This is a genomic window from Leptospira sp. GIMC2001 (assembly GCF_028462125.1).
Taxonomy (GTDB): domain Bacteria; phylum Spirochaetota; class Leptospiria; order Leptospirales; family Leptospiraceae.
Genome location: NZ_CP115467.1, coordinates 260,977 through 283,571, shown reverse-complemented (window position 1 = coordinate 283,571; position 22,595 = coordinate 260,977). Strand labels below are relative to the sequence as shown.

The window sequence follows — 22,595 nt, the reverse complement described above, 5'->3', positions numbered from 1 at the left end:
TTAATTGTTCTTAAAGTATATCTTTTCGTTAGCGATTTTTTCGACTTTATCTTTGAAACCTTCTAAGTATCCGTATTGAATTCCTTTGGATCTTGGAAGTGTTGAAAATGTAAAATTTACAATAAAAAAGAAACTACCAGCGATTAGCAATATCACATTTCTTATTGCTTTAGATGTTGCTGTCCACTGTTCAAAATCAAAACTTTTCATTATTAAGTAAGCTACGATCCATAGTCCAGTTGTGACACCAACCCAGAATTCGAAAAAATAACCTTCCCACCAAGTATAGAAAAGGATAGAGGGAATAAGCCAAAAACTCAGCAGTATAACCTCCTTGGAAAATAATTTTCCAAGTCTCCTTATATTCAATAATCCAGAAAGCAGTATGAAAATCCAGAACAAAAGATTGAGATTATAAGGTGTATTTTTTATATTCCAATCGTTATTAAAATTCACGCGAAAGCGTTCATTCACACCTTGAAAATTTAGGAAAGCGTCACCAATGCCCCGATAGAAATAAAGAAAATAATTTTTTTCCGATCCACTCATTCCCCAGCGTTCCTGAGCCGCATATAAGAATAACCAGAAGGAAAAATGCTTTTCTCCGACGGCACCTAATTCTCTTCCTAAGATCCCGAATCCAACCAGCACATAACTAAGAATAATGAGAATACCAATAACAGAATTATATATGAGCCCAACCATCATTCTCGAAGAAAAATTCCAATCTTTGTTTTTCCATTTATCCGTAATTAGAAAACCAACAAGAACCATTGGGAATAGAATTGCATTGGACTGATGGAAATACAGTGTTCCTAGATGGAGAATACCAATGCCTATCATTCTCAAAAAGTTCATGCCAGTTCGAGCCGTAATTACTAAACTTAAATAAAGTAAAACAACAAGGCAAGAATGTATTAATGGAGTATCATTGTGGTGACTATAAAACCAAAAGGCTTGTGTAAATGAAACACAAAACCCGAGCAATAAAGATCCAATAAAGTCATTGTACAACTTGTCCATCATTGTAATAAAGAAATATAAAAATATAAGAGATGATATCAATATTCTTATTCTAAGCGTGAACATAATGTCCGCATTCGGAAATATTGATTTGGCTGTCTTCCAGAAAAGATATCCGGTTGATTCAAAACCCAAATGATGAGGGTTAAAAAATACACTATGTATTCGATCTCTTTGAATGTTTAAAGTATATACCGAGGAATCCCAATCAAAAAATCTCGAAAGATATCTAACATTAAAAATAAAAAGTAATACTAATATTACTATAACAACTAGAGGTTTGAGCTTTCTCCAAGTTATAATTTTGGAATCAATTCCACTTGTTAAGGAATCCTGCATTTAATCTCTGTTCAAAAATTTATTGATGATGGATATATTCTTTGAACCAAAAAAGTAAGGAGATTCAATTAACGTATTGTCGATTCGAATTTGAAATTGAACGAGTCCTAACTTATCACGTACAAAGCCTCGCCTTAATTTCCAGACAATATTTTGGTTTCGAAGAGTGATTTTTTCGAGTTGAAAGCCTAGCACTTCATTTGTTTTAATATATAGACAATCGGATGTGAAATAAATAGACCGACCCCAAGACTTTTGCAGTCTCATGCTTATATCCCAAAGTAAGGCAAATGATAAATAGAGATAAATTAAAACGGCGGGGTATCTATAGATATCCTTATTCTCAAGTATTGGCAATTTTAATACTTTAGGAATTTCTAATAGATAAACGAACCATTCAAGAAAACCTGATAAGTAATGAATTTGGCTGGAAAGCCAAAGTAAAAATGCCAAAACAATTCCAATCCAGAAAAACCCTGGAAGAGGATTTGTTTTGATTTCATCATAGAATTTAGTCCCCAACCAAGAGCTGATTCGAGATTTTTTTCTTTCTGCGAGAGCGGCCGACCATTGAGATATTATCTTGAGCAAATTTCTATTTCCTCACCAATCTTTGTTGCGGTCGCATACCATGTCCACTCTTTACTATTCCATCTTCTTGGTTTGGGTGGATTTTTTAGAAAAGATTTTAAAGCATTTGTCCATTCCATTTGATTGAGCGGTGGAACTAAAATATCGTAATTTGGAGAAAGAATTTCTTTGAATATCGGGATATCTGATGCGATGCAATTTTTATTTTCTTTCATTGCTTCCAGTAGAGGTAGCCCAAAACCTTCATGTAGCGATGGAAAGGCGAAGACACTGCAACTTTTGTACAATTCGTCCAAAACAGTATCGCTAGGATTCTCAATGAAATAGACATTTTTGGACTCAAGAGCTCCGCTTCTCAAAGTAGTTAAGAGTTCCTCTCCCTCTAGTCCCCAGCCAGCTCGTCCAGCAATGAGTAGACTCAGAGGAAATTTTGGAATTTTGACTTTTAAATCAAGGTAGGCTTGAATGAGAGTTTTAATATTTTTTCTTGGTTCGAGTGTCCCGAGAGTAAAAATAAATTTACCGAATTTGATTTCACTTGAGTTTATTCCCTTAGTTTTCTTGATTTTCTTGTTCGCTATGGATACTCCGGGATAGACAACTCTACACTTACTTGAAGCTTCTGGAATAAAGGCAGAAATATCATTCTTTGTATTTTGCGATAGACATAGAATAGAATCAGCTTTTCGAATTGTGATTCCAGAAAGCAATCTATGTTGCCAAAAGTTCCACCTAGCCATTGTTTGCGGAGCAGAAATGAAATTCAAATCGTGGTAGTTAACGATCATGGGACAAAATTTATATATCAATGGAAGCAATTGAAGGCTACCCCAGATTAAGTTTGCCTTATGCTTTATTGCATAGAAAGGTAAAACAAAATGCAGCCAAATTGGTCCAGGTATGAAAGATTTTTCTGATACTATAGAAATATTCTTATATTCTAATAGATTTCGAAAAATTGAATGAATGGGCTTATGTGATAATAATAGAAACTGTATATTAGGTTTAGTTGTGCCAAGTATTTTCAATACTTCATACAAGTATCGACTATTGCCAGTCATACCATAGGCAAAAGGTCTTGCATCAACAGCAACAGTAATCTTTTGTTCTCCTAAATTATATTTTTCTTTCATAGGTTGCGTCTGTTGAATCCTCATAGTCCATATATTCAAAAGTCAAAATATATAGAATTACGGAGCCATACAATATAAAGGATAACATGAGAAACAATGATTCGATTTCGGATCCTACAATGTTACGATTTGGCATACTCAAAATAATGATTCCCAACCAGAAAAGTATTTTTTGCATTTTGGACATACCGCCATCAATATACTCAGCTACGAGAAATAGAATTGGGAATAGCATGAATGTAAATGAATGGATCCAAGATATTCCACTAAAGATTACAGAAAGTATGAATAGCATTGCCAAAAGTTGTATACTTGTCACTTTCCTAGTTCTAGAATACATTTTAAAAATTAAACTAAAACCAAAAATGGAACCTATAAAATAGAATACATATTGTACAGTTTTCATATCCAAGACAAGCCAAGGCATTTTATAAGTAGATTGGTTGATTGGATCTGCCATTGGAATAAAATATTTTGCCAATGTTGCAATCATGGATTGATTATTTTTCCAAGCGCGAAAGATCGGGCTCTTCATTGCAGATTGCAGAACCATCTCATTCCAATTCCCTATATAACGCAAGTTAAGATCCCAGTCATACAATCCTGGAAGGATAGCCCATGCTACCAGAAAAACGGAAGTGTATGCGATTACGCTATATTTCTTTTTCCAGAAAAAATACACGAGAAATATAGCAGGAGTTAACTTAATTGCGATTGCAAGAGCGAGTAAAATCCCACTCAACCAGTTTTTGTCACTCCAGACACTGAGTAGTATTAGAAAAATCAAAATAAAACCAACTTGGTTATTATTTGTATGATTTTCTAAGAATCGAAAGTTAATCAGTAACCCAAAGAATAAAGACCAATTCCAAGTTGTCGGGGACAATTTTTTACCGTATAGTTCGTACGCAAGATATAGTGAGCCAATCAATGCAATGAAGTTGATCATAAAAAATATCAGAGAGGCAGTCGAATATTCTAGAAAACCGAGAGGAATGAGAAGAAAAGCAAACGTAGGTGGGTAAATATAACTGCCAGTCTGATTGATTAGCTTATCTAAGATCGCAGAATTTTCGGGAAGAAAAAGATCTTCAATTTTTGTAAATTGACTTCTTGCTCTGTCAATATCCTCAAAAGCATAGATGTCAGATTTTTCTATAAATCTTTTCGACGCTTGGTAATAATCATCGAAATCGGTAGAATTACCCGATCGATAGACTCCGTTTACGAGCAATAAAACCAGAATCAAAGCTGTAAGAATCCTTGGCCAAACCATATTGCCACTCGACAATATTGGCTATCTCTTTCAAGCTTTCCTTGTGATAAATTTAGAAGATTTTGATTTTCCACTTTCCGATGATCGAATTGCAAAATACCCGGCCAAGAATCGCGATGAGAGTAAATTAATGGTTGTCCAGAGAAAATCGGGAAAAATCACAATTTCACCTCATTTTAGAAATATTGCTGATTGGCTTTATCCAAGTGATCATATTTTTTATAATGAGACTCGTGTATCCAAAAGAAGAGTTTATCTCGAAACTAAGAATCAGGATCGCATTCATGAAACTATTTTCATAGAATCGAGAGATTCTCAATACTGGAATTGTTTAGTCCGAAATTCTAAAAAATTAAAGTTAGGTGATATATTATTTTCACCCGTACAAAAATTAGAGTTCATTGTGTTCGAAAAAAGAGAAAAGGATATAGTGCTAAAATCTAATATTACTATATTGGAAGAATTTTTTGACCAGGAAGGAAATATTCCCATTCCACCTTATCTTAAAAGAAAATCCGAACCGATTGATGATATTCGGTATCAGTCAATTTTTTCTGAGGGCAAGGCAGCTAACTCAATTGCGGCACCTACTGCATCCTTACATATGTCTTATGAGCTTCGAAAAAATCTAATTGAGAAAGGAATTCAATTTCATCCTTTGCATCTAGAAATCGGATTTGGAACTTTCCAACCTATATACGACGAAGATATTATTAAAAAAAAATTGCATAAAGAAAAAATATTTATTTCTCCTGATACTGCAATTGCTCATTCATTAGCATCAGAAAATAAAGAAAGAAGGATTGCATTGGGAACAACAACACTTCGTTCTCTTGAGGCTATGTATAGAACCAGTTTAGACATAAGATCTGGATGGGAAGGCGAGACTGATATATTTTTGACACCTGATGACACAATCGACACAATTGATGGGTTAATAACTAATTTCCATTTACCCAAAAGTAGTCTATTGCTATTGGTTTCAGCTTTTGCTGGATCAGAGTTAATCATGGAATCGTATAAATTAGCGATCGAGAATGATTTTACTTTCTTTTCTTATGGCGATGCAATGCTAATTGTCGATTAGAATATTTAAAATCATTTAATGATTTACATTGTAGAAAGATAGCCGATTCTATTAAATAGCTATGCTTTTTTCGGGTGTAATCAATCCAAAATCATCTCTACTTCTTTCCTTCTTTCTAGGAGCGGGGCTAGTTGCGGTTGTATCAATTGCACCGGTGAGAGATAACATAGAGAGAAAGAATCCTGCTCCGAATAAAAGCCGGTCCATTGAATCAGGATTCGAAACTGAGATTAAATCTCGAGCATTTTCACCTAATTCTAATTCAGCGAAGTTTTTGAATAAACAAAAAAAATCTGAATCTTTTCTATTTAATTTGCATATTTCTCCCAAAGAAATCGAAGAATACGAAAGGCAAAACGAAGATACCAAGAATCGATTGAGTCTTGAGTCGACCAGGTTTTCCAGAATTCTAGAATCCAATAGTTTCAGTCCGCAAGACAATATGAAATTTTCCAATGATGCAAGCGCAAGAACGGTTGATTACAATCATTCGGGATTGGAGGTTAACTCTACAATCGTTGGTGTTGCTCGGCCAATGTTTATGAATAATTATCATACAACGCGCTTTTACCGCAATAGACGGGGTCAACTAGATCTCAATCATATAGATCTTCAATACCCAATCAGTAGATCTATCTCTGCTGTAATAACAACATCATCGCGTGATATTTATGATGATCGTTTGAGTGATGGACTGACTAGTAATATTCCTATGGCTGGATTCAGTTTTAAAGGTGGCAATTTCTTTACCACGCGGATTGTTGGTGGAGATTTGAATATGCATTCAAGCCGCAATCGATCTGCATATTTCAATAATGACTTATCCTCCGTTCAGGCCAGCCGATCAAGCGGATTGGGAGAACGAGATCGAATCAATAATCGAACGTTAGAGTGGCAGACAAATGTTACACCAACAAAAGGAATCCGTTTCCAGACTGCGTTTTTTAACAATCAAATTGTACAGCAAAGTGACCCCAATCAAAATCTTTCCAACGCACCTGACTCAGGACGTATGTCGGTGTTTCTTGGTAAGAAATCTGTTATCTTAAATGTCAAGTATGATTATCGGCTAACTAATACTAACCTAAGAAGCGTTATGTATCAGTGGGAGCCGAATCAAGACTCAGCATCTGTTGGGTTGATTTTCTTTTTGGATCAAGCGCAGAAGTATTCTTTTTATGTTGGTGGAAACCAATTCAATATTGCAGATAGTAATTCACGAGGCACAAGATCATCTTCGAATAGTGGTGATAGCAGACAGCCACCGTCATTCACAGCTTCTATTAGAGGGAAAACTTACGGTGACACCAAGGCAAATTTTTTCTTGAATTTCCAGAATCAACCACCTGGTTTTTATGGGCTCGGAGTGCAGAACCCTTTGTTAGATCCAAACTCTGCCAATCAAGGTTCGAAATCCTTTTATGAATATGCAACAAGACTTGGTATGGAAGTGAACTTTTGAATTATTGTTTGAGAGCTTTTTTATTTATCAGTATTTTCCTTGCAGCAAACTTTTGTTATCCTGACGAAGAGCAGGTAAGAACAGTATCCAGACCACAACCACCAACTCCTATTGAATACATAGCCAAGTCACTGAGTGAGAGCGGATTTCGCCTCAAAGGTAAACGTGTTTTGGTTATGACTTTTACCGATCGAGATAGCAAAGCAGGAGAGAAGGACAATCGTCTTGGTGAATTGCTTGCCGAAAAAATAACAACAGAATTGGTTAAGCAGAGCGACTTTAGTATTCTGGATCGCGGAATTCATGGAAAAATATTAAAAGCGAACAAATTGAACTTAGATGCAGATGTCGATCAAGACACGATGAAGAAAATTGGCAAAACCTTAAATGTTGACGGTTTGGTTACAGGAATTTTGTATAAATATCGAAATGGTGTTTTTCTGAATGCTAGATTGATCGATATAGAATCGGGATTGATTCTAAAAGCCGAAGAGATTTTTCTTGTTATTAACTGATGAATAACTGGAAAACAATCAAGAATCTAGAAACTAAAAAATGCTTCGGTTGCGGTCCTGCGAATGAGATCGGAATGAAATTGGTGTTTGAGTCAGATGAACATATTGTACGGACTCATTTTCTGATTCCAGAAAGAATGGCAGGTTGGGCGAATCTTACTCACGGCGGAATTACAGCAACCATTCTCGATGAGACTATGGCATGGACAGTAATATATCTAAACAGAACATACATTCTAACCAAAAGTATGAAAGTAGATTATATCAAACCTGTTTTTGTCGGTGAATCAGTATTATGTGAAGGAAGAATCATATCCCCTTCAGATGATTCAGCAAAGAATTCAAAAAAAGAAGTAATTGTCATAGCCGAATTAAAGAATAGTAAATCAGAAGTTGTCGCACGTGCTGAAGGAGTTATCGCTTTGTTTACTCCGGAAGGAATTCGTAAGTTCGGATTTTTGGATGAAGACTTTTTGCAAGAATTTGAGACAGTAGTGCTTGCTCAGTAAGAAACCAATTCAACGATTCTCGAAGCAGCTTCCTCTTTTTTCATTCCACCTAAGTGCAGGCGATAGTGTGCAGCATCTTTATACAGGGGGAGGCGGCGCTTTAGAATTTGTTCATAGTGCTCAGATTTAGAAAGATCCGGACGAGATTTATCACCGACCACTTTCTCAACCAAATCTTTTACATCATCATCTAGGAAAACAACCTTCGCAATTTTTCTGAGGAGATTTAACTTTCTTTCGCTTACAATTTCATTGCCATCTTTATCAAGATCAAAAATGATACCACCGCCACAATCGAGAACTATTCCTTTTGCATTTTCTAATTTTGTCAAAATTTGGAATTCTAGATCTCGGAATGCTCGCCAATCGCCGTTGCATTTCTCCGTTACGAATTGTGAAATTGAAATACCACCTAATTCATATACTGCGATTGAGTCAGTTGATAGAACAGGAAAATCTAATTTTTTACCGATTCGTTTGGAAATTTTGGATTTACCGACACCTCTCGGTCCGATCAAAGCAATACTGTTCATGTTGTCAACAGATCGGTTAAGTGCTTTTCGATCTCTGGGATTTTCATAAAATACATTTCTATATCTTTATCTGTGATCCCAGTTTGTTCAAGTGCTATTGGTGAGATGGGAATACTGATTCCACCTATATCAATTCCAATTCCAGATACAATACAAATCGCGTAGGCTATATGTATAACTGAAACGAGCAGAGGAACTAGTTTTGCATTTTCAGGGTTGGTATAGTTAGCAACAACATCAATCAAATCCTCAGGAAAATTCCAATTTCGAAGCAATTTTTCACTGATCTCCATATGCGTGTAGCCAAGATATTTTTTTTCAATTACAGGGAAGGGTTCATTGGATTCTTCAATCTCAGCTTTAAGCTTGAATAGTAATGGTTGAAAAAATTGAGCGAGAACGATCTTGCCAACATTGCATAACAATCCTGCTGTAAAAACCAAGTCTTTTCCCAGATTGATTTTCTTATGAGCGACAATTCTTGATGCAAGTTCTGCAACAAGAATGGATTGCAACCACATTTGATCCCCTTCAATCTGATAACCTGGAAGATCTTTTTTGAGAATTCCTTTCGCGGCAGTGAGTAGGATGATTTCTTTTACAGTTTTTGTTCCCAAAGTCATTAATGCTTCAGAAACAGTGCGAATTGGTTTCGATGCTCGATAATAAGCAGAATTAGAAAGCTTTATTACGGAAGCAGTGATTGCCGGATCTTTTGAAATTTCTTCAGACAATTCTTGAATCTTGACATCCGGATTCTGAACCATCTGAAGAACCTTAGTTACAACGGATGATATCGCGGGTAGTTTATTAACATCTTGTAATACTTCGTCAATTTTTTCTTTCATAGATGATTTACCTAACCTTGTAAAGATACTTCTCAGATCCGCCTTTCTTGAGAAGTATCCGTCCATCGTCCAGATATAGGCTGATCGTTCTTCCATCATGACCAGCGACATCTTCTACAATAATAGGAATATTATTCTTAGCAAGAAACTCTCTAACAACGGCTATGTTCTGTTCACCGATATTTTGAAGAAAGCTTGAGTTGATTCCCTTAAACATTGATGCTCCACCAAAAATCCGAGCATTGAAGCTTCCAATGGAACTTCCATTCTTTTCCATTTCTTTGACTAGTATAGGTAGTGCGGATTCACCATATTTGAATGGATTTTTCTCAGAGTCCTTGCCAGTTGGGTCTTTGGCAAGCATGATATGAGAAAGTGCTCCTATTTGTTTATCTGGATCGTAAAAAACGATTCCAATACAAGACCCAAGGGTTGTTCTTAAGATTTCTGGTGCCTTGCCAAATTTGATATCGGCAATGCCAACGTTGATTAATTTATCGTTTTTACCGAGCATAATGTGATGGTTTCAAAATGAAGATTTAGAAGACTAGTCCTTAAATAGGAATACTACCTTCGAGATTGATAGTGATGGATATGAATTCAACAAAAAAAAATAAAAAAGTCATAGATTCTAGAGAACCGACTCGGGAATTACAAATTGGTGATTGCCAGGTTACAATTTTGGGAACGGCACACGTAAGCGAAGAGAGCGTAAAAGAAGTCAAGAGACTAGCCGAGATTATAAAACCCGACACGATCTGCGTAGAGCTTTGTGAATCCCGAATTCGCTCAATCAAAGATCCGGACTATTTCAAAAAATTAGATGTCTTCAAAGTTTTCAAAGAGAGGAAAATGTATCTTCTCATGTCCTCCTTAATCCTCAGTTCTTTTCAGAAGAAAATGGGACATGGAGAAATTAGACCAGGAGATGAGCTTAGAGAGGGAATGGATCAAGCAACTGTATATGGTGCCAAATTGATTCCTATAGATAGAGAAATTCAAACCACTCTCAAAAGGGCATGGGGAACGGTCGGTGGATTTTCCAAAATGTATCTTTTGAGTGCTTTGATTACCTCTCTTTTCGTAAAAGAGAATGTGAGCGAAGAGAAGATTGAGGAAATGAAAAGCGAAGATGTGCTAAACGATCTGTTCTCTCAGATTCCGAACCGTTATGCAAAAGTCAAACGAGTCATCATCGATGAGAGAGATCAATATCTTGCCCAAAGAATACGTGACGCAGCTGTCGGTTCCAAAAAGCTTCTCGCGATTGTGGGTGCTGGACATTTGAATGGAATCATTACTCATATAGAAGAAGACAGTGACATACAAGAATTGGATATCGTGCCTGCTAAGACTTGGTGGGATAAGGCCAAAGTCATTCTATTTCCAATGTTTTTTATAGCTCTATTCTCACTCGCTTTCTGGAAAGGAGGAGCAAAAGTTGGCACCGATCTAATCTGGTCTTGGATTATCGTGAAATCGACGTTAGCTGGAATTGGTGCGCTGATTGCACTCGCTCACCCTGTATCCTTATTGCTTGCAGTTCTTGCTGCACCCTTAGGAAATTTCAATCCAATCATTAAGCCAGGTTGGGTCGCAGCCCTTTCTGAATCCTGGTTTCGCAAACCGACCGCCGAAGACTTCGAGAATATTTCTATAGATTCAGAACGATTTACTGGATATTGGAAAAATCGAGTGATTAGAATATTTTTGGTTTTTATGCTTCCGCAAATTGGTTCAAGCATTGGCACCTTTTTGGTAACCAAAGCGGTTTTTCAATCTATATTGTAATACCGATCGAATTAGAAATGTCTAATTCCCATAGAGGTTATTATGAATATACTATTGGAAATGGTTCTTCCAGGCTTTGCCACTTCACTTTTTATGATGGTTTTGTTTTGGTCATGGGGACGATCAAGAAATAATTATGGTGTTATTGATGTAGGTTGGGGGCTTGTGATCGCGGCCATAGTTGGTGTGTATGCGTACTTATCAGATGCCAACCTCAATGCACGATTGCTACTCTTTATTCTTGTTGCCATCTGGGGATTTCGATTGGCAATTTTTTTGTTCTTCACAAGAATTCAGCCAGGGCATGCGGAAGATAAGAGATACAATGCATTTCGTGCAGACTATGGTGACGCGGTTCACCGCAAATTCTTCACCAATGTATTTCTGTTCCAGGGACTGCTTGCTCTAATCCTTACAGCTCCTTTCTTAGCTCTATTCATCTATGCTGATTCTGATCCCGGTTGCCTTGCGTATGCAGGGGTTGTTTTATTTATCGTTGGACAGTTAGGCGAGACCATTGCAGACAATCAATTATCCAGCTTTATAAAAGATAAATCCAATAAAGGGCAAGTCTGTAAAAAGGGATTATGGAAATACACAAGGCACCCAAACTATTTTTTTGAATGGGTAATCTGGGTTGGGCTATCAATGGTAGCGGGATCTTATCATTTTATAGGTTTTCTTCCAGCAATCTTAATGTATCTATTGCTTGTTTACTTTTCTGGAGTTCCTTTTGCTGAGAAATATTCGTTGCAATCTAAGGGAGACTTATTTCGGGAATACCAGCGAACTACGAATGCTTTTTTCCCTTGGTTTCCGAAAAGTTAACTTTTAGATAAACGCTATTGCCTTTGCCCTGATATTCCACTGAATCAAAAATATTCTCGGCAAGCATAATTCCTCTGCCATGCTCCCGACCTAGAGATTGGTTGGCAGAGGCTTTCATCATAAGCTCTTTATAATCAAAACCGTTGCCCTCATCCGATATGAGATAGCTCACATAATGATCTGTCAGTTCATACTCAACTCTTACTTTTCTCGATCCATAGATCATATCTTTCTGGCGACTATTGATCAATTGTAAATAATCTCCTTTGGATAGATGCTGAGATTTTTCTTCGAAGGTAATATTTAAATTACCGTGTTCAATCGCATTGATTAACATTTCTTTGAGTCCAGTTCGAATGGCATCTGTTTTATAATCAGGAAGCTTTTTGCTAATCACGCGAACAAGGCGCTGGCTCAATTCATCTGCCATTAGGATATAATTATCAATCTGATAGACTTGGGATTCTTTTACAATCTGAGAAGTTAATGAATCTTCAAAGGATCGATTGCCCTTGCCAATGAATTCTAAGTTATCACCAGTATCAACGGCTTCAATATGGAAGAAAAGTTCGAGAGGCTCATGGATGCTGGAGGACCTAATTCTAGATCGAAATTTAACTTGCTTTCCCGCTTCATTCAGTTGGCGTAAATTCTCTTCCGCCAATTGATGGATAATCATTTTATCTTTGCTTGTGGTGTACAAAAGATCAATAAAATTCTTGCCAATGAGAGTGTCTGGACGCAGACCAAAGTATTTCCTAGCGGAAGAATTGATTGATATAATGTCATACTTTGAATTCAGGATAAAAAGTAAATCGGTTGTTCCTTCTACTAAGAATCGGTATTTTCTATCCGAATATTCTAATTCTTTAAATTTCGATTCCAATTCAGAATTCAATTTTTCATTCATCTCATTGACTTTGAGAAATCGATTTGTAAGTGAGAAAGCAATCGAAAAGACAAACGCAACGAATCCATACTGACTCAGGAATAAACCTTTATAGAGAAAACCCATATCAACTATATCGATAATCATAAAGGCAACGAAACTAAACGTACCAATGAGCAGATTGCCAGAAACCGTTCTATAGAGAATTCTAAAGAACATTCCAATAGGTTGAATATTTTCCATTTCGTCAGGTCGAATGGATTCCTTTCTCATCAGATCTTTTATAAACTCTCTTCCGACCAGGTCCACCAAGACGTACAAAGATAGAATAGGTAAGAAGTATTTATAGGCCGTTACTGAGTCATAAATCCAAGACTGAGAGAATAACAAGACTGCAACCATCAAACAGAGATTTAGAACGATCATAACCTTATCAAAAAAATTAAACTTCTGTTGGAAGAGAGAACGAAAAAAACCAATTCCCAGAATGGGCAAAGAATAGAAAGTAAAAGCCTGAATTCTATGCATTGTCATAGAATCAGGAATATAATGTGAAATAAAATCTGTTCGTGATAGGATAAATGCGCTCAAGGACAACGAAAACAAAGTATAAAATAAATTATGGATTTCTTTTCTTTTTTTGAAGAAGAGAAGAAAATGGAAAAGACCAATCATAAAAAAAATTGTGATTATGATGATGATTGGAATCTCTGATTGGATTTTTACAAGAGAATCATACTTACCTAATAGATAAGGCTCCGCATAGTTAAAGCCCGTCATATTATTACTTCGAGAACCTATAATTTTGAACAAGAGAACATTATCGCCAGCAGTCAAGTGCTGTGATGGAATGGGAAAAAGATAATTGAACCTAACATTTCTCGAGTCTTCTTGCGATTTGTCATGTACAAGGTTCCCATTCAGATAGCATTGCCAGCGGATTCCAACAGAACCCAGAAGTATTCCATACAATCTATCTTGATCAAAATCATTTGAATCTAAAGAAAAATGAAAAACATATGAAAAAGTTTCTTCGGCTGAGTCGTCTAAGGAAAGGAAACTTCTAGGATTTGGATCTGGAATCTTTAAAGCATGAGCCATAAGGGAATGGTATTTCCCAAAACCTTGGTCAACTTGAATCCAGTTCTTTTTCTCTTCTTGTGAAGGTAAATGCATGGTCCATTCTTGCTCGAATCCAGCTCTAACCAGAACTGGATTGCTCCGAAGATTGATGAACTCTTCTGCCGCCAACGATTCGGCAAAGAATATGCATAAAACCAGACAAATTTGCTTCACGGATTAAAGTTTCGTTTTGGCTTGAGAATTTCTATAAAAAAAAAATTGGAGATAAAATTTTTGAAGATTGAAGAGCTATTAGAGAAGGATATTTTTCCTGATTGGTTAATTCGCGTGAGGATAAGACAGCTTTTGAGCACAAGACTCAAGCAAGAAAAAAAGGCAAATGCAAGCGAGCAACTTGCACATAAAATTAAATATGTGAATGAATTAAAAAACTCACCTATAGCTGTTCACACCGAAGCTGCCAATGAACAGCATTATGAAGTTCCAAGTGATTTCTTTCGCTTTGTTATGGGGAAGAAAATGAAATACAGTTCTGGCTTCTGGCCAAGCGAGAACACGAGTTTTGATGAATCCGAAGAAGTGATGCTTAAGCTAACAGTCGAAAGAGCGGAACTCAAAGACGGGATGACGGTTCTAGATCTTGGATGTGGTTGGGGTTCTGTTTCTCTATATGTCGCGGAACATTTCCCAAAGTGTAAAATACTTGGAGTTTCCAATTCTAGAACACAGAAACAATTTATTGACGCACAAGCAAAGTTACGTGGTTTGAAGAATCTCGAGATTGTTACCCAAGATATGAATGTTTTTAAAACCAGTAAAAAATTTGATCGAATCATTTCTGTTGAAATGTTAGAGCATATGAAGAATTATGAAGCTCTCTTCGCTAGACTTGCAACATATCTCAAACCCAATGGAAAGTTTTTTGTTCATATTTTTACCCATAAAGATTATGCTTATCCTTTTGAAGTCATAGATGATACTGATTGGATGGCAAAATATTTCTTTACTGGAGGTCAGATGCCTTCGAACGATCTGTTCTTGTATTTCCAAAAAGATTTTCTGATTGAGAATCAATGGGCTGTAGAGGGAACGCATTATCAGAAAACAAGTGAAGCTTGGCTTGCAAATATGTATACCCATAGAGATAAAATTTTCCCAATCTTAGAGGATACCTATGGTAAAGAGAATGCCACTAAATGGTGGGTGTATTGGAAAGTTTTCTTTATGGCATGTGCAGAGTTGTGGGGATATAATGGTGGTCAGGAATGGATTGTAAGCCATTATTTGTTTCAAAAGAGGTAAAATGAAACCATCCTTATTGGGACATGAAATCCATCATGACACTTGTTTTGGTTGCGGTAAGAACAATCCGTACGGACTTCAAGCTGATTTTTCATTCGATGATAAATCGGGTGAAGTAAGATTTACTTACAAGTTTCCAAGACATTATAATGGAGCTCCTGGCTTTAGTCATGGTGGAGTGATATCAACTCTGATGGATGAGACGATGGGAGCCTTGTGCTTCCATCTAGGCTATATTGTAATGACGGACACAATGTCCTATAAATTTCTAAAGGCGACTCCGGTAGAAAATGAATTGCTTGCTCGAGCATGGCCGATCCAGAAAGAAAAGAGAAAAATCCATCTACAATGTAGTCTTACTTCACTCGACGAATCAATTACTTATGTAAAAGGTGAAGGTGTTTTCCATATTTTGCCTCCTCGATTCTTTGTAAGAAAATTGGATGGTGGACAACATTTCGATGCTTATGAATTATTGGAGTTGAACAAAAAAGAAAGAGCCCATTTCTTTGATCGAATAAGAGATTACTCACCCAATCAGGAGAACCCAAAATGAAATTTAAAATCCCAAGCCTTTTGATCCTTACAATGTCATTTCTCATTCAGTGCGGAGGTGGCGACACTAAGGAACCTGAAAAGGGGATTCCTGATTTTGAAATGAAGGCACCCAATATTCGAATCGAAAGATTTAGCAATACAAAATTGATTCGTGGTCAAGGACCCGTATTAACAGATTGCGGTGGCAAGCCATGTGACTCCAAGCAATTGGAAACTCTCGGTATCGTTAAAATAAAAGCCTTCCCCAAGCACGGTGAATGGAAAGAATACCTCCAGTTTCAAGATGGTGGTGATCTGAAAAATCCTAAATTCAAAAATGTTTTAGATCTTGTCGGAACCTATGAAAATGGAAAGCGAGTTGGCGTTTGGAAAAGACCTAACGCGGAAACAGGTAAGATCATTGCTGAGATTCCTTATACTGATGGCAAGCGCCAAGGTACTATGAAAACTTATGGGGAAAATGGGCAACTTATCAGCGAGACAGAGTATGTTGACGATAAGATGCATGGTTCCTATTACCTGAAAGCAGCAAAAGATGGTAACTTTCTAGAAAAGGGACAGTACAAGGAAGGAGAAAAGCATGGTCTCTGGACAACTTTTCATTTTGGAAAAGGAACCATTAAACAGCTGTCAAATTATCAGAACGGTGCACTGAATGGAGAAGAGAAAAATTTCTATGATGATGGTAAAACTGTCTCTTCAATGGGAATGAACCGCGACGATGCAAGAGTTGGGACTTGGAAAACTTTCTATCCAGATGGGAAACTTCAATCAGAAGGAAGCTATGCTCCGAAAGATGGCGGAACTGGAGATAGTAAGTATGAGAGAGTAGGGATATGGAGAGAATACTATCCAAATGGACAATTATTTGCTGAGGGTCCAAGAAAACATGTTCGCAATGGCAAATGGAATTACTACTACAACGACGGTAAACTTCGATATCGTGGAATTATGGCGAATGAAGTTATGCTTCAATCAGCCGAAGTTTTTGACCGATCTGGCCTAAAGATAGGTGAAGGTAAATTTTTCTTCTCGATCGTTGCCATTGATGATAAAACTGGCGATTTAAAAGACAGCTACAAACCAGATATTCCTTTTACTTATTACCATGACAATGGTAAGAAAAGACTAGAAATCCGATCCAGTGAAGATGCTATTGAATATGATAAAAATGGCAAAGAAATTGGACGAGGTGGCGGTGATGCTCAAGGTAGAAAGAATGGCTGTTGGAAAGAGGGTGGTAAAACCGTATACTATATGTTAGGCAAAGAAAGAGCAACCATGACCGCGAACGCTTGCGGAGGCTCTTAAAGAATGGAGCAAAAGCAAACCACAATCCCGGATGACAAGATACAATTTGTCCGGGAGAAAATGGCCTCGGCTCGAACAGAAATTCAAAAGCAAATCACAGGAATGCAAGCAAGCGTCGAGGCGGTTTTGCTTGCGATGGTCTCACAAGGACATGTTCTGCTTGAAGGAATGCCAGGACTTGCAAAAACATTACTTGCGAAAACAATCTCCAAATCAATGGATTCTCCTTTTCAGAGGATACAATTTACACCAGATCTTTTACCAGCCGATCTAACAGGTACTAGTGTTTTTAATCCAAAAACAGCAACTTTTGATATAAGGAAAGGACCTGTTTTCACAGGTGTATTGCTTGCAGATGAAATCAATCGTGCTCCAGCAAAAGTCCAGTCGGCTCTTTTGCAATGTATGGAAGAAAGACTTGTTTCGATTGGTGATCAAACTTTTGAATTGGATCCGAATTTCTTTGTTATAGCAACTCAGAATCCAATTGATCAAGAGGGAACGTATCAATTGCCTGAAGCTCAGATGGATCGTTTTATTTTAAAAATACAAGTTGGCTATCCAAGCCAAGAAGATGAGATATCGATTCTGGATCAACATGGGCAAGGTGGACATAGCAGTTCAGAAAAAGTTACCGTGATTCTCAAAGGCAAGGATAGAATTGCGATCTCTCGACTCGCTGACTCAGTTTATATTGATCCAAAGCTCAAAGAGTATATTGTCAGGATTGTCCGACAGACAAGACCTGAAACGAGTTTTGCCAAGGAGACTTCTCAGTTTATCCGACATGGTGCAAGTCCAAGAGCAAGTCTTTCCTTTTTACGAATCGCTCGGGCTAAGGCAATTTTGGAAGGTCGCGATTTTGTGATTCCTGAAGATATCCAGGCCTATGCTAAGGAAATCCTTCGCCATAGAATTCTTCTCAATTATGAAGCATTGGCTGAAGATGTATCTGTTGACAATATCATTGAATCAATTTTGGAAACCATCGGAGTTCCGTAGTGAACTATCTAAATCCATCCTTTTACAGACTCGTTTCACTATTGGAAGCTCGGTCAAGGAAATGGATTCATGGCAGACGGGACGGGGGATCGCATTTTCATAAAAAAGGAAGGGGGATGGAATTTCGAGATGTGAGAAATTACATTTCGGGTGATGATATTCGCTTAATTGACTGGAATGTAACTTCACGAACTGGCGAAATTCATATCAAGGAATTCTATCAAGAACGTGATATTCCTGTAATTATTTTTTTGGATCTTTCAACTTCGATGCTAATAGATTCTCGTAAGTCGGATTTATGTTTTCAGCTGACTCTTCTCATTGCCCTGTTGCACAATCAGTCGAACAATCGAGTGCAGATTATGGGATTTACCAACCGATGGGAATTTATCAAAGAACCTATCAAGTCTAAAGTGGATTTCTTTCGCCAAGCGAAACTGCTGCAAGAAAAAATTCTAACCTTGAAAGTCGGAGTACACCCAACAAACTTTGCATTGCCCTTTCAATTCTTACAGGATAGGGCAATGACGAGAAACTTGGTTTATATCATTAGTGATTTTGCAAACTTTCCTGAAACTGATAGATTGCTGCCAGTAACGAGAAGGCATGAAATCAACGCCCTCTTTATTAATTCCGAATCGCAGGATTTAACCCAATTACAGACTTTGTTTGCCCTTAAAAACTCGGAATCATCTTCTCTGGCAACCGATACAATTCCTACTTATGAAAGAGATCTTGAGAGATTGCAAAAACTTTTTGGACGGAACCTAAATGAAATTCGAAGCGATGGTGATTGGGTTGGGCAACTGCTGAGAATATTTGGAGATGGTCTATGAAGAATGGGCAACGATCTCTTCATTCAATGGGCATTGGTCTAAAATTTGCAATTCTTTGCTCACTTGTTTATAGCATCAACGCTTTGCGGGCAACAGATTTGATTCCCGAAGAAAAATTGGAATCAGATGAAGTGGTAGTCTATGATACCGCTCGCTACACAATTCAATGGGAAGATGGTTGGGAAGTTTCATTGCCTACCATTGGAGAATTGCAGTCAGAAAATAATGAAATGAGTTTTGGTGAAATACTATCTGTTGATTTGGAAAAACGTAAGGCAACCATTCAACTGAGGTATTTCCTTTCTGGCGAATTCTATGTTCCAGTGAGCTGGAAACTTCCGGACTCAGATGCTTGGGTGGAATCTCAGAAAACTATAAAGGTAAAATCATCCATTGCAGATGGTGAGTCCAGCACAGAAGAAGATGCTATTGCCCCTATCGAATTTGGGAAGTTTTTATGGCATCGGCTGATTCTTTTAACACTTTTTTTTCTTCTGATTCTTGTCGGACTCATTTACGCATACCGCCATTGGAAGAATCAACCGTTGGATGCCATCATTGAGACCAGACCTCCAATTCCTGATGATGAGAAATGGAATCTGAAGATTCAGAAATTTTTTAAAGATCCAGAAATTTCAAAAAAGCAATTTGCATTCTTTCTGACAGAGTATTTGAAATGGAAATTATCCATTGCCCTCGAATCAGATCTCAGTATGAAGAGTGATTCAGAATTGCTGGAAGTGATTTTCAATCGTTCCTCTATTCCTCAAGAGGAGTTGAGGGAAGTGAAATGGTTTTTGTTGGTCGCCAAGTTCACTCCTTTATTAGAAACCTTTTCCCAGGAAGAGGCAAAAAAATTTTGGGATCGATGGGCAAATTTGATATCAGGAATTCATCATGTCTGATTTCGAACGTCCCTTTATCTTGATTCTACTTGTTCCGATTTTATTGGTTCTTGCCTATCATGCACGAAACCTCGTTCAGTTTTTCAAACCATTTCCACGTCAAGAGATGAACTTGGATCACACGGAATCCAAGTCAATTGGGTTCACTTTTCAATCAATTTGTCGCGAGCTATTTCCCTATTTAAGATTTCTCATCATTGCCCTTATAGTTTTTGCAGCCGCGGGACCTGGAAGTAAGCACCAGTTCCTTCCCAATGATAAACTGGGCATCGATATTATGTTTGCTTTGGATATTTCTGGTTCGATGGTGAAGTCTAGAGATTTTCTTCCTCGCAATCGATTAGAAGTCTCCAAAGATCTAGTCGACGAATTCATAAAAAAACGAACTACAGATCGTTTAGGTTTGGTTGTATTCGCTGGCGCAGCCTACCTTCAGTCCCCCTTGACGAGTGACTTATCTGCCTTGCGAGAAATACTAAGTGAGATAGATACAGATACTATCGAAGAACAAGGGACAGCGGTTGGCGATGCTATTTTACTTTCTACTTATCGATTGAAATCATCCAAAACAAAATCAAGAGTAATCATTCTGCTTACGGATGGAGTGTCCAATACTGGCAAAATAGATCCCGAAACATCCTCCGAAACTGCAAGAGCTTATGGAATAAAAATATATTCTATTGGAATCGGAAAAGAAGATGGAGAATATGAAGTGAATTTCTCAGCTCTCCACGATCTTTCGAGACGCAGTGGTGGGAAATTCTTTCGAGCTGAAAGTCCTGCTGAATTGGAGTCAGTGTTACTCGAGATTGATCAACTGGAAAAGGATATTCTAGCTGACAAACCAAAAGAATTGATAGAATCAAGTTATAAAAAATATCTAATACTTGCTATGCTATTGTTTATGTTAGATTTGGGAGGAAGAATGTATGCTTTCCGATTCTATCCTTGAGTGGCTAGTCGCAACTGTGCTGTTAGTATTTGTTCTGGCTTATGGCGTTTATCGTATGCTTGATATAAAAATTATTAGGCAAGCAATTTCGAAAAAGCCAAGTATTGCATCTAGAATATCATTCGGAGATCCAAGAGTAAAGATAATTAGACTTATTTTATACTTTATAGTCGTTGTATTGTTAGTTGGTGCATTGATTTTCCCTCCCGGTGAAAATATCTTAAGAGAAGAATCTTCTGAAGGTGTAGATGTTCTTTTCCTCGTTGATTCATCACTATCAATGAATGCTGTGGATGCAAAACCAACAAGGCTTGCTCGATTCAAAGAGACTCTTCTGTCTCTTTTGCCTGAGCTTGAAGGGAATCGACTCGGTATTGTAGTTTTTGCTGGATCACCTTTTTTGTATTGTCCTTTGACTACAGATATGAATGCGTTTGCAGACTATGTCCGAGGATTGGATGTGGATATGGTTGGTGACAAAGGATCTGACATCAATGGTGCCTTCGATAAAGCGATGAAATTGATAGATTCCTCGAAACTTTTGCGAAATAGAATAATCGTTCTTGCATCAGATGGCGAGGATCATTCCAAGTCGAGTCTCCCACGGATATCCGCTGATTTGGTTGTGTGGGGTTTTGGATCGATCGATGGAGCACCAATCTATTATGAAGATGGCGATACAGGGAGTCGAGGTTATGTCACAACTCAAGGGGGATTGGTATCTTCGGCTAGTGATGGACAAATCATAATATCGGTCGCAGATCCAGATTATCTAAGAGATATTGCTCGAGAGAATCGAGGTAAGTATTTCGATCTAACAACTGATGGCAGTGCTCGCTATAAATTGATTGATGATATTCAAGACATGGAAAAAAATTCTTTATCGAAGAACAAACAATTGTTGAGAAATCAAAAACCACATTATTTTCTGATCCCCGCAGTATTTCTTTTTTTTATCGATATTTCAATTTTAGAATGGTTGATGTTTCGAATTCATCGAAAGGAGGAAAGTCAATAATGATTAGATGCTATTACCGAATCTATATTTCAGTCATATACCTACTATTTCTTGTAAATCCGAACATTTTGTTCGCAGAGTCTTTTTTCGATCCAACAGGAAATAGTATCCGACAAGGAATTGATTTTTTTTATGATAAGAATTATGATAATGCTGTCAGCAGTTTTGAACAAGCTGAAGATGATTTGCCCGATGATCCAAGAATTGAATTCAACAAAGGAAGTGTCAAAATTCATGATGGTAGGCATTCTGAAGCCATAACCCACTTAGAGAAATCTCTGGAAAACCCAGATCCTGAATGGAAATCCAAATCTTATTATAATTTGGGTAAGGCATATTCGGCTATGGGTCAGAAGAAAAAGGCTTTAGATTCTTATCGGAAATCACTAGAATATGACCCTATAAATAAAGCTGCTAGAAAGAACTTAGAGCTGCTGTATAATCAACCTCAATCGAATAAAGCGAATGGATCCGAATCCAATCCCAACCAGAACAACTCAAAAGATCCAAGTTCGGGGTCTAATGATCAAAGGGATACAAAAGGAAATAGCTCGAGCAAAGGTAATGATAATAGTATAGGGCAAGATCCGTCGACCCAGAACAATGGCAATGATCCAGATCAGCTCAGCCGGGATCAAGCGGATCGAATTATGGATTCGATGAATCCTGACAAAATCGAGCGGAGGAAGAATCGAGGATTTTTCCAAATGAGAAGAGATAAATTCTGGTAGGGCGAGTTGTAAAAAGTTTTATAGTTGAAGTTTGAAAAGTCTTGAGTCTTCAATTTATATTAAGATATATTAA

At 37.4% G+C, this 22,595-nt stretch carries 23 protein-coding genes; 15 read left to right on the top strand and 8 right to left on the bottom strand.

The genetic code is table 11. The features are described from left to right. The 4 genes from O4O04_RS01320 to O4O04_RS01305 are packed head-to-tail and all read right to left on the bottom strand — an operon-like array spanning window position 1 to window position 4,362. A complete protein-coding gene (locus O4O04_RS01320; RefSeq protein ID WP_272531450.1) occupies window positions 1-1,362 on the bottom strand; it encodes a hypothetical protein in 1,362 nt (453 codons plus the stop codon). Next, window positions 1,363-1,953 (bottom strand): LIMLP_18675 family protein, encoded by a 591-nt coding sequence (locus O4O04_RS01315; protein WP_272531449.1) that lies wholly within the window; start codon window positions 1,951-1,953, stop codon window positions 1,363-1,365. Next, on the bottom strand, window positions 1,941-3,086 hold the full coding sequence (locus tag O4O04_RS01310; protein ID WP_272531448.1) for a glycosyltransferase family 4 protein: 1,146 nt from the start codon (window positions 3,084-3,086) through the stop codon (window positions 1,941-1,943). Before O4O04_RS01310 ends, O4O04_RS01315 begins: the two co-directional genes overlap by 13 nt. Continuing rightward, the gene (locus tag O4O04_RS01305) at window positions 3,070-4,362 is read right to left on the bottom strand and encodes a glycosyltransferase family 87 protein (RefSeq protein WP_272531447.1); all 1,293 of its coding nucleotides are present in this window, start codon (window positions 4,360-4,362) and stop codon (window positions 3,070-3,072) included. Before O4O04_RS01305 ends, O4O04_RS01310 begins: the two co-directional genes overlap by 17 nt. A gap of 1 nt (window position 4,363) precedes the next feature. On the opposite strand from O4O04_RS01305, the gene queA reads away from it, so the two are divergent. The 4 genes from queA to O4O04_RS01285 all read left to right on the top strand — a co-directional run bounded on the left by queA (window position 4,364) and on the right by O4O04_RS01285 (window position 7,935). Next, window positions 4,364-5,449 (top strand): tRNA preQ1(34) S-adenosylmethionine ribosyltransferase-isomerase QueA, encoded by a 1,086-nt coding sequence (gene queA, locus O4O04_RS01300; RefSeq protein ID WP_272531446.1) that lies wholly within the window; start codon window positions 4,364-4,366, stop codon window positions 5,447-5,449. A 61-nt stretch (window positions 5,450-5,510) separates the two neighbouring features. Further along, a complete protein-coding gene (locus tag O4O04_RS01295) occupies window positions 5,511-6,911 on the top strand; it encodes a hypothetical protein (RefSeq protein WP_272531445.1) in 1,401 nt (466 codons plus the stop codon). Then, complete coding sequence (locus O4O04_RS01290) at window positions 6,908-7,426, top strand: FlgO family outer membrane protein (RefSeq protein WP_272531444.1); 519 nt, start codon at window positions 6,908-6,910, stop codon at window positions 7,424-7,426. The genes O4O04_RS01295 and O4O04_RS01290 overlap by 4 nt, the downstream gene beginning before the upstream one ends. Beyond that, window positions 7,426-7,935: a PaaI family thioesterase gene (locus O4O04_RS01285; protein ID WP_272531443.1), complete on the top strand. Its 510-nt coding sequence runs from the start codon at window positions 7,426-7,428 to the stop codon at window positions 7,933-7,935. The genes O4O04_RS01290 and O4O04_RS01285 overlap by 1 nt, the downstream gene beginning before the upstream one ends. Here the strand turns inward: O4O04_RS01285 and O4O04_RS01280 are convergent. From O4O04_RS01280 to O4O04_RS01270, 3 genes are read right to left on the bottom strand one after another with little or no spacing between them, the layout of a single operon-like run. Continuing rightward, window positions 7,929-8,468, bottom strand: a complete 540-nt coding sequence (locus O4O04_RS01280; protein WP_272531442.1) for a shikimate kinase — start codon at window positions 8,466-8,468, stop codon at window positions 7,929-7,931. The two genes, O4O04_RS01285 and O4O04_RS01280, sit on opposite strands and share 7 nt — an antisense overlap. Next, window positions 8,465-9,316, bottom strand: a complete 852-nt coding sequence (locus O4O04_RS01275) for an HDOD domain-containing protein (protein ID WP_272531441.1) — start codon at window positions 9,314-9,316, stop codon at window positions 8,465-8,467. The genes O4O04_RS01280 and O4O04_RS01275 overlap by 4 nt, the downstream gene beginning before the upstream one ends. A gap of 7 nt (window positions 9,317-9,323) precedes the next feature. Further along, the gene (locus tag O4O04_RS01270; protein ID WP_272531440.1) at window positions 9,324-9,830 is read right to left on the bottom strand and encodes a chemotaxis protein CheD; all 507 of its coding nucleotides are present in this window, start codon (window positions 9,828-9,830) and stop codon (window positions 9,324-9,326) included. 74 nt (window positions 9,831-9,904) lie between these two features. On the opposite strand from O4O04_RS01270, the gene O4O04_RS01265 reads away from it, so the two are divergent. Further along, on the top strand, window positions 9,905-11,107 hold the full coding sequence (locus tag O4O04_RS01265) for a TraB/GumN family protein (protein WP_442915887.1): 1,203 nt from the start codon (window positions 9,905-9,907) through the stop codon (window positions 11,105-11,107). A gap of 42 nt (window positions 11,108-11,149) precedes the next feature. Beyond that, window positions 11,150-11,935 carry a DUF1295 domain-containing protein gene (locus tag O4O04_RS01260; protein WP_272531437.1) on the top strand — a complete coding sequence of 262 codons (786 nt, stop codon included), beginning with the start codon at window positions 11,150-11,152 and terminating at the stop codon, window positions 11,933-11,935. Here O4O04_RS01260 and O4O04_RS01255 read toward each other — a convergent pair. Beyond that, entirely contained in the window at window positions 11,898-14,120 is a 2,223-nt protein-coding gene (locus O4O04_RS01255) for an ATP-binding protein (protein ID WP_272531436.1), read from the bottom strand. The two genes, O4O04_RS01260 and O4O04_RS01255, sit on opposite strands and share 38 nt — an antisense overlap. Before the next feature lie 51 nt (window positions 14,121-14,171). On the opposite strand from O4O04_RS01255, the gene O4O04_RS01250 reads away from it, so the two are divergent. From O4O04_RS01250 to O4O04_RS01210, 9 genes are read left to right on the top strand one after another with little or no spacing between them, the layout of a single operon-like run. Continuing rightward, window positions 14,172-15,209 (top strand): SAM-dependent methyltransferase, encoded by a 1,038-nt coding sequence (locus O4O04_RS01250; RefSeq protein WP_272531688.1) that lies wholly within the window; start codon window positions 14,172-14,174, stop codon window positions 15,207-15,209. Window position 15,210: 1 nt separating this feature from the next. Further along, complete coding sequence (locus O4O04_RS01245; RefSeq protein WP_272531435.1) at window positions 15,211-15,765, top strand: PaaI family thioesterase; 555 nt, start codon at window positions 15,211-15,213, stop codon at window positions 15,763-15,765. Beyond that, window positions 15,762-17,078: an LIC20035 family adhesin gene (locus O4O04_RS01240; RefSeq protein WP_272531434.1), complete on the top strand. Its 1,317-nt coding sequence runs from the start codon at window positions 15,762-15,764 to the stop codon at window positions 17,076-17,078. Before O4O04_RS01245 ends, O4O04_RS01240 begins: the two co-directional genes overlap by 4 nt. A 3-nt stretch (window positions 17,079-17,081) precedes the next feature. Further along, on the top strand, window positions 17,082-18,080 hold the full coding sequence (locus O4O04_RS01235; RefSeq protein WP_272531433.1) for an AAA family ATPase: 999 nt from the start codon (window positions 17,082-17,084) through the stop codon (window positions 18,078-18,080). Continuing rightward, window positions 18,080-18,916 carry a DUF58 domain-containing protein gene (locus O4O04_RS01230; RefSeq protein ID WP_272531432.1) on the top strand — a complete coding sequence of 279 codons (837 nt, stop codon included), beginning with the start codon at window positions 18,080-18,082 and terminating at the stop codon, window positions 18,914-18,916. The genes O4O04_RS01235 and O4O04_RS01230 overlap by 1 nt, the downstream gene beginning before the upstream one ends. Further along, the gene (locus O4O04_RS01225; protein WP_272531431.1) at window positions 18,913-19,821 is read left to right on the top strand and encodes a hypothetical protein; all 909 of its coding nucleotides are present in this window, start codon (window positions 18,913-18,915) and stop codon (window positions 19,819-19,821) included. The genes O4O04_RS01230 and O4O04_RS01225 overlap by 4 nt, the downstream gene beginning before the upstream one ends. Then, window positions 19,814-20,773 carry a VWA domain-containing protein BatA gene (batA, locus tag O4O04_RS01220; protein ID WP_272531430.1) on the top strand — a complete coding sequence of 320 codons (960 nt, stop codon included), beginning with the start codon at window positions 19,814-19,816 and terminating at the stop codon, window positions 20,771-20,773. Before O4O04_RS01225 ends, batA begins: the two co-directional genes overlap by 8 nt. Then, window positions 20,751-21,791, top strand: coding sequence for a VWA domain-containing protein BatB (batB, locus tag O4O04_RS01215; RefSeq protein WP_272531429.1), 1,041 nt, complete (start codon window positions 20,751-20,753; stop codon window positions 21,789-21,791). The genes batA and batB overlap by 23 nt, the downstream gene beginning before the upstream one ends. Continuing rightward, entirely contained in the window at window positions 21,791-22,522 is a 732-nt protein-coding gene (locus tag O4O04_RS01210; RefSeq protein WP_272531428.1) for a tetratricopeptide repeat protein, read from the top strand. Before batB ends, O4O04_RS01210 begins: the two co-directional genes overlap by 1 nt. Window positions 22,523-22,595 lie beyond the last annotated feature (73 nt).

Bases quoted from the DNA above. Each gene is read 5' to 3' on its own strand.
- O4O04_RS01320 (WP_272531450.1), bottom strand. From the start codon at position 1,362: ATGCAGGATTCCTTAACAAGTGGAATTGATTCCAAAATTATAACTTGG.
- O4O04_RS01310 (WP_272531448.1), bottom strand. From the start codon at position 3,086: ATGAAAGAAAAATATAATTTAGGAGAACAAAAGATTACTGTTGCTGTT.
- O4O04_RS01305 (WP_272531447.1), bottom strand. From the start codon at position 4,362: ATGGTTTGGCCAAGGATTCTTACAGCTTTGATTCTGGTTTTATTGCTC.
- O4O04_RS01295 (WP_272531445.1), top strand. From the start codon at position 5,511: ATGCTTTTTTCGGGTGTAATCAATCCAAAATCATCTCTACTTCTTTCC.
- O4O04_RS01285 (WP_272531443.1), top strand. From the start codon at position 7,426: ATGAATAACTGGAAAACAATCAAGAATCTAGAAACTAAAAAATGCTTC.
- O4O04_RS01280 (WP_272531442.1), bottom strand. From the start codon at position 8,468: ATGAACAGTATTGCTTTGATCGGACCGAGAGGTGTCGGTAAATCCAAA.
- O4O04_RS01275 (WP_272531441.1), bottom strand. From the start codon at position 9,316: ATGAAAGAAAAAATTGACGAAGTATTACAAGATGTTAATAAACTACCC.
- O4O04_RS01270 (WP_272531440.1), bottom strand. From the start codon at position 9,830: ATGCTCGGTAAAAACGATAAATTAATCAACGTTGGCATTGCCGATATC.
- O4O04_RS01265 (WP_442915887.1), top strand. From the start codon at position 9,905: ATGGATATGAATTCAACAAAAAAAAATAAAAAAGTCATAGATTCTAGA.
- O4O04_RS01260 (WP_272531437.1), top strand. From the start codon at position 11,150: ATGAATATACTATTGGAAATGGTTCTTCCAGGCTTTGCCACTTCACTT.
- O4O04_RS01245 (WP_272531435.1), top strand. From the start codon at position 15,211: ATGAAACCATCCTTATTGGGACATGAAATCCATCATGACACTTGTTTT.
- O4O04_RS01240 (WP_272531434.1), top strand. From the start codon at position 15,762: ATGAAATTTAAAATCCCAAGCCTTTTGATCCTTACAATGTCATTTCTC.
- O4O04_RS01235 (WP_272531433.1), top strand. From the start codon at position 17,082: ATGGAGCAAAAGCAAACCACAATCCCGGATGACAAGATACAATTTGTC.
- O4O04_RS01225 (WP_272531431.1), top strand. From the start codon at position 18,913: ATGAAGAATGGGCAACGATCTCTTCATTCAATGGGCATTGGTCTAAAA.
- batA (WP_272531430.1), top strand. From the start codon at position 19,814: ATGTCTGATTTCGAACGTCCCTTTATCTTGATTCTACTTGTTCCGATT.
- batB (WP_272531429.1), top strand. From the start codon at position 20,751: ATGCTTTCCGATTCTATCCTTGAGTGGCTAGTCGCAACTGTGCTGTTA.
- O4O04_RS01210 (WP_272531428.1), top strand. From the start codon at position 21,791: ATGATTAGATGCTATTACCGAATCTATATTTCAGTCATATACCTACTA.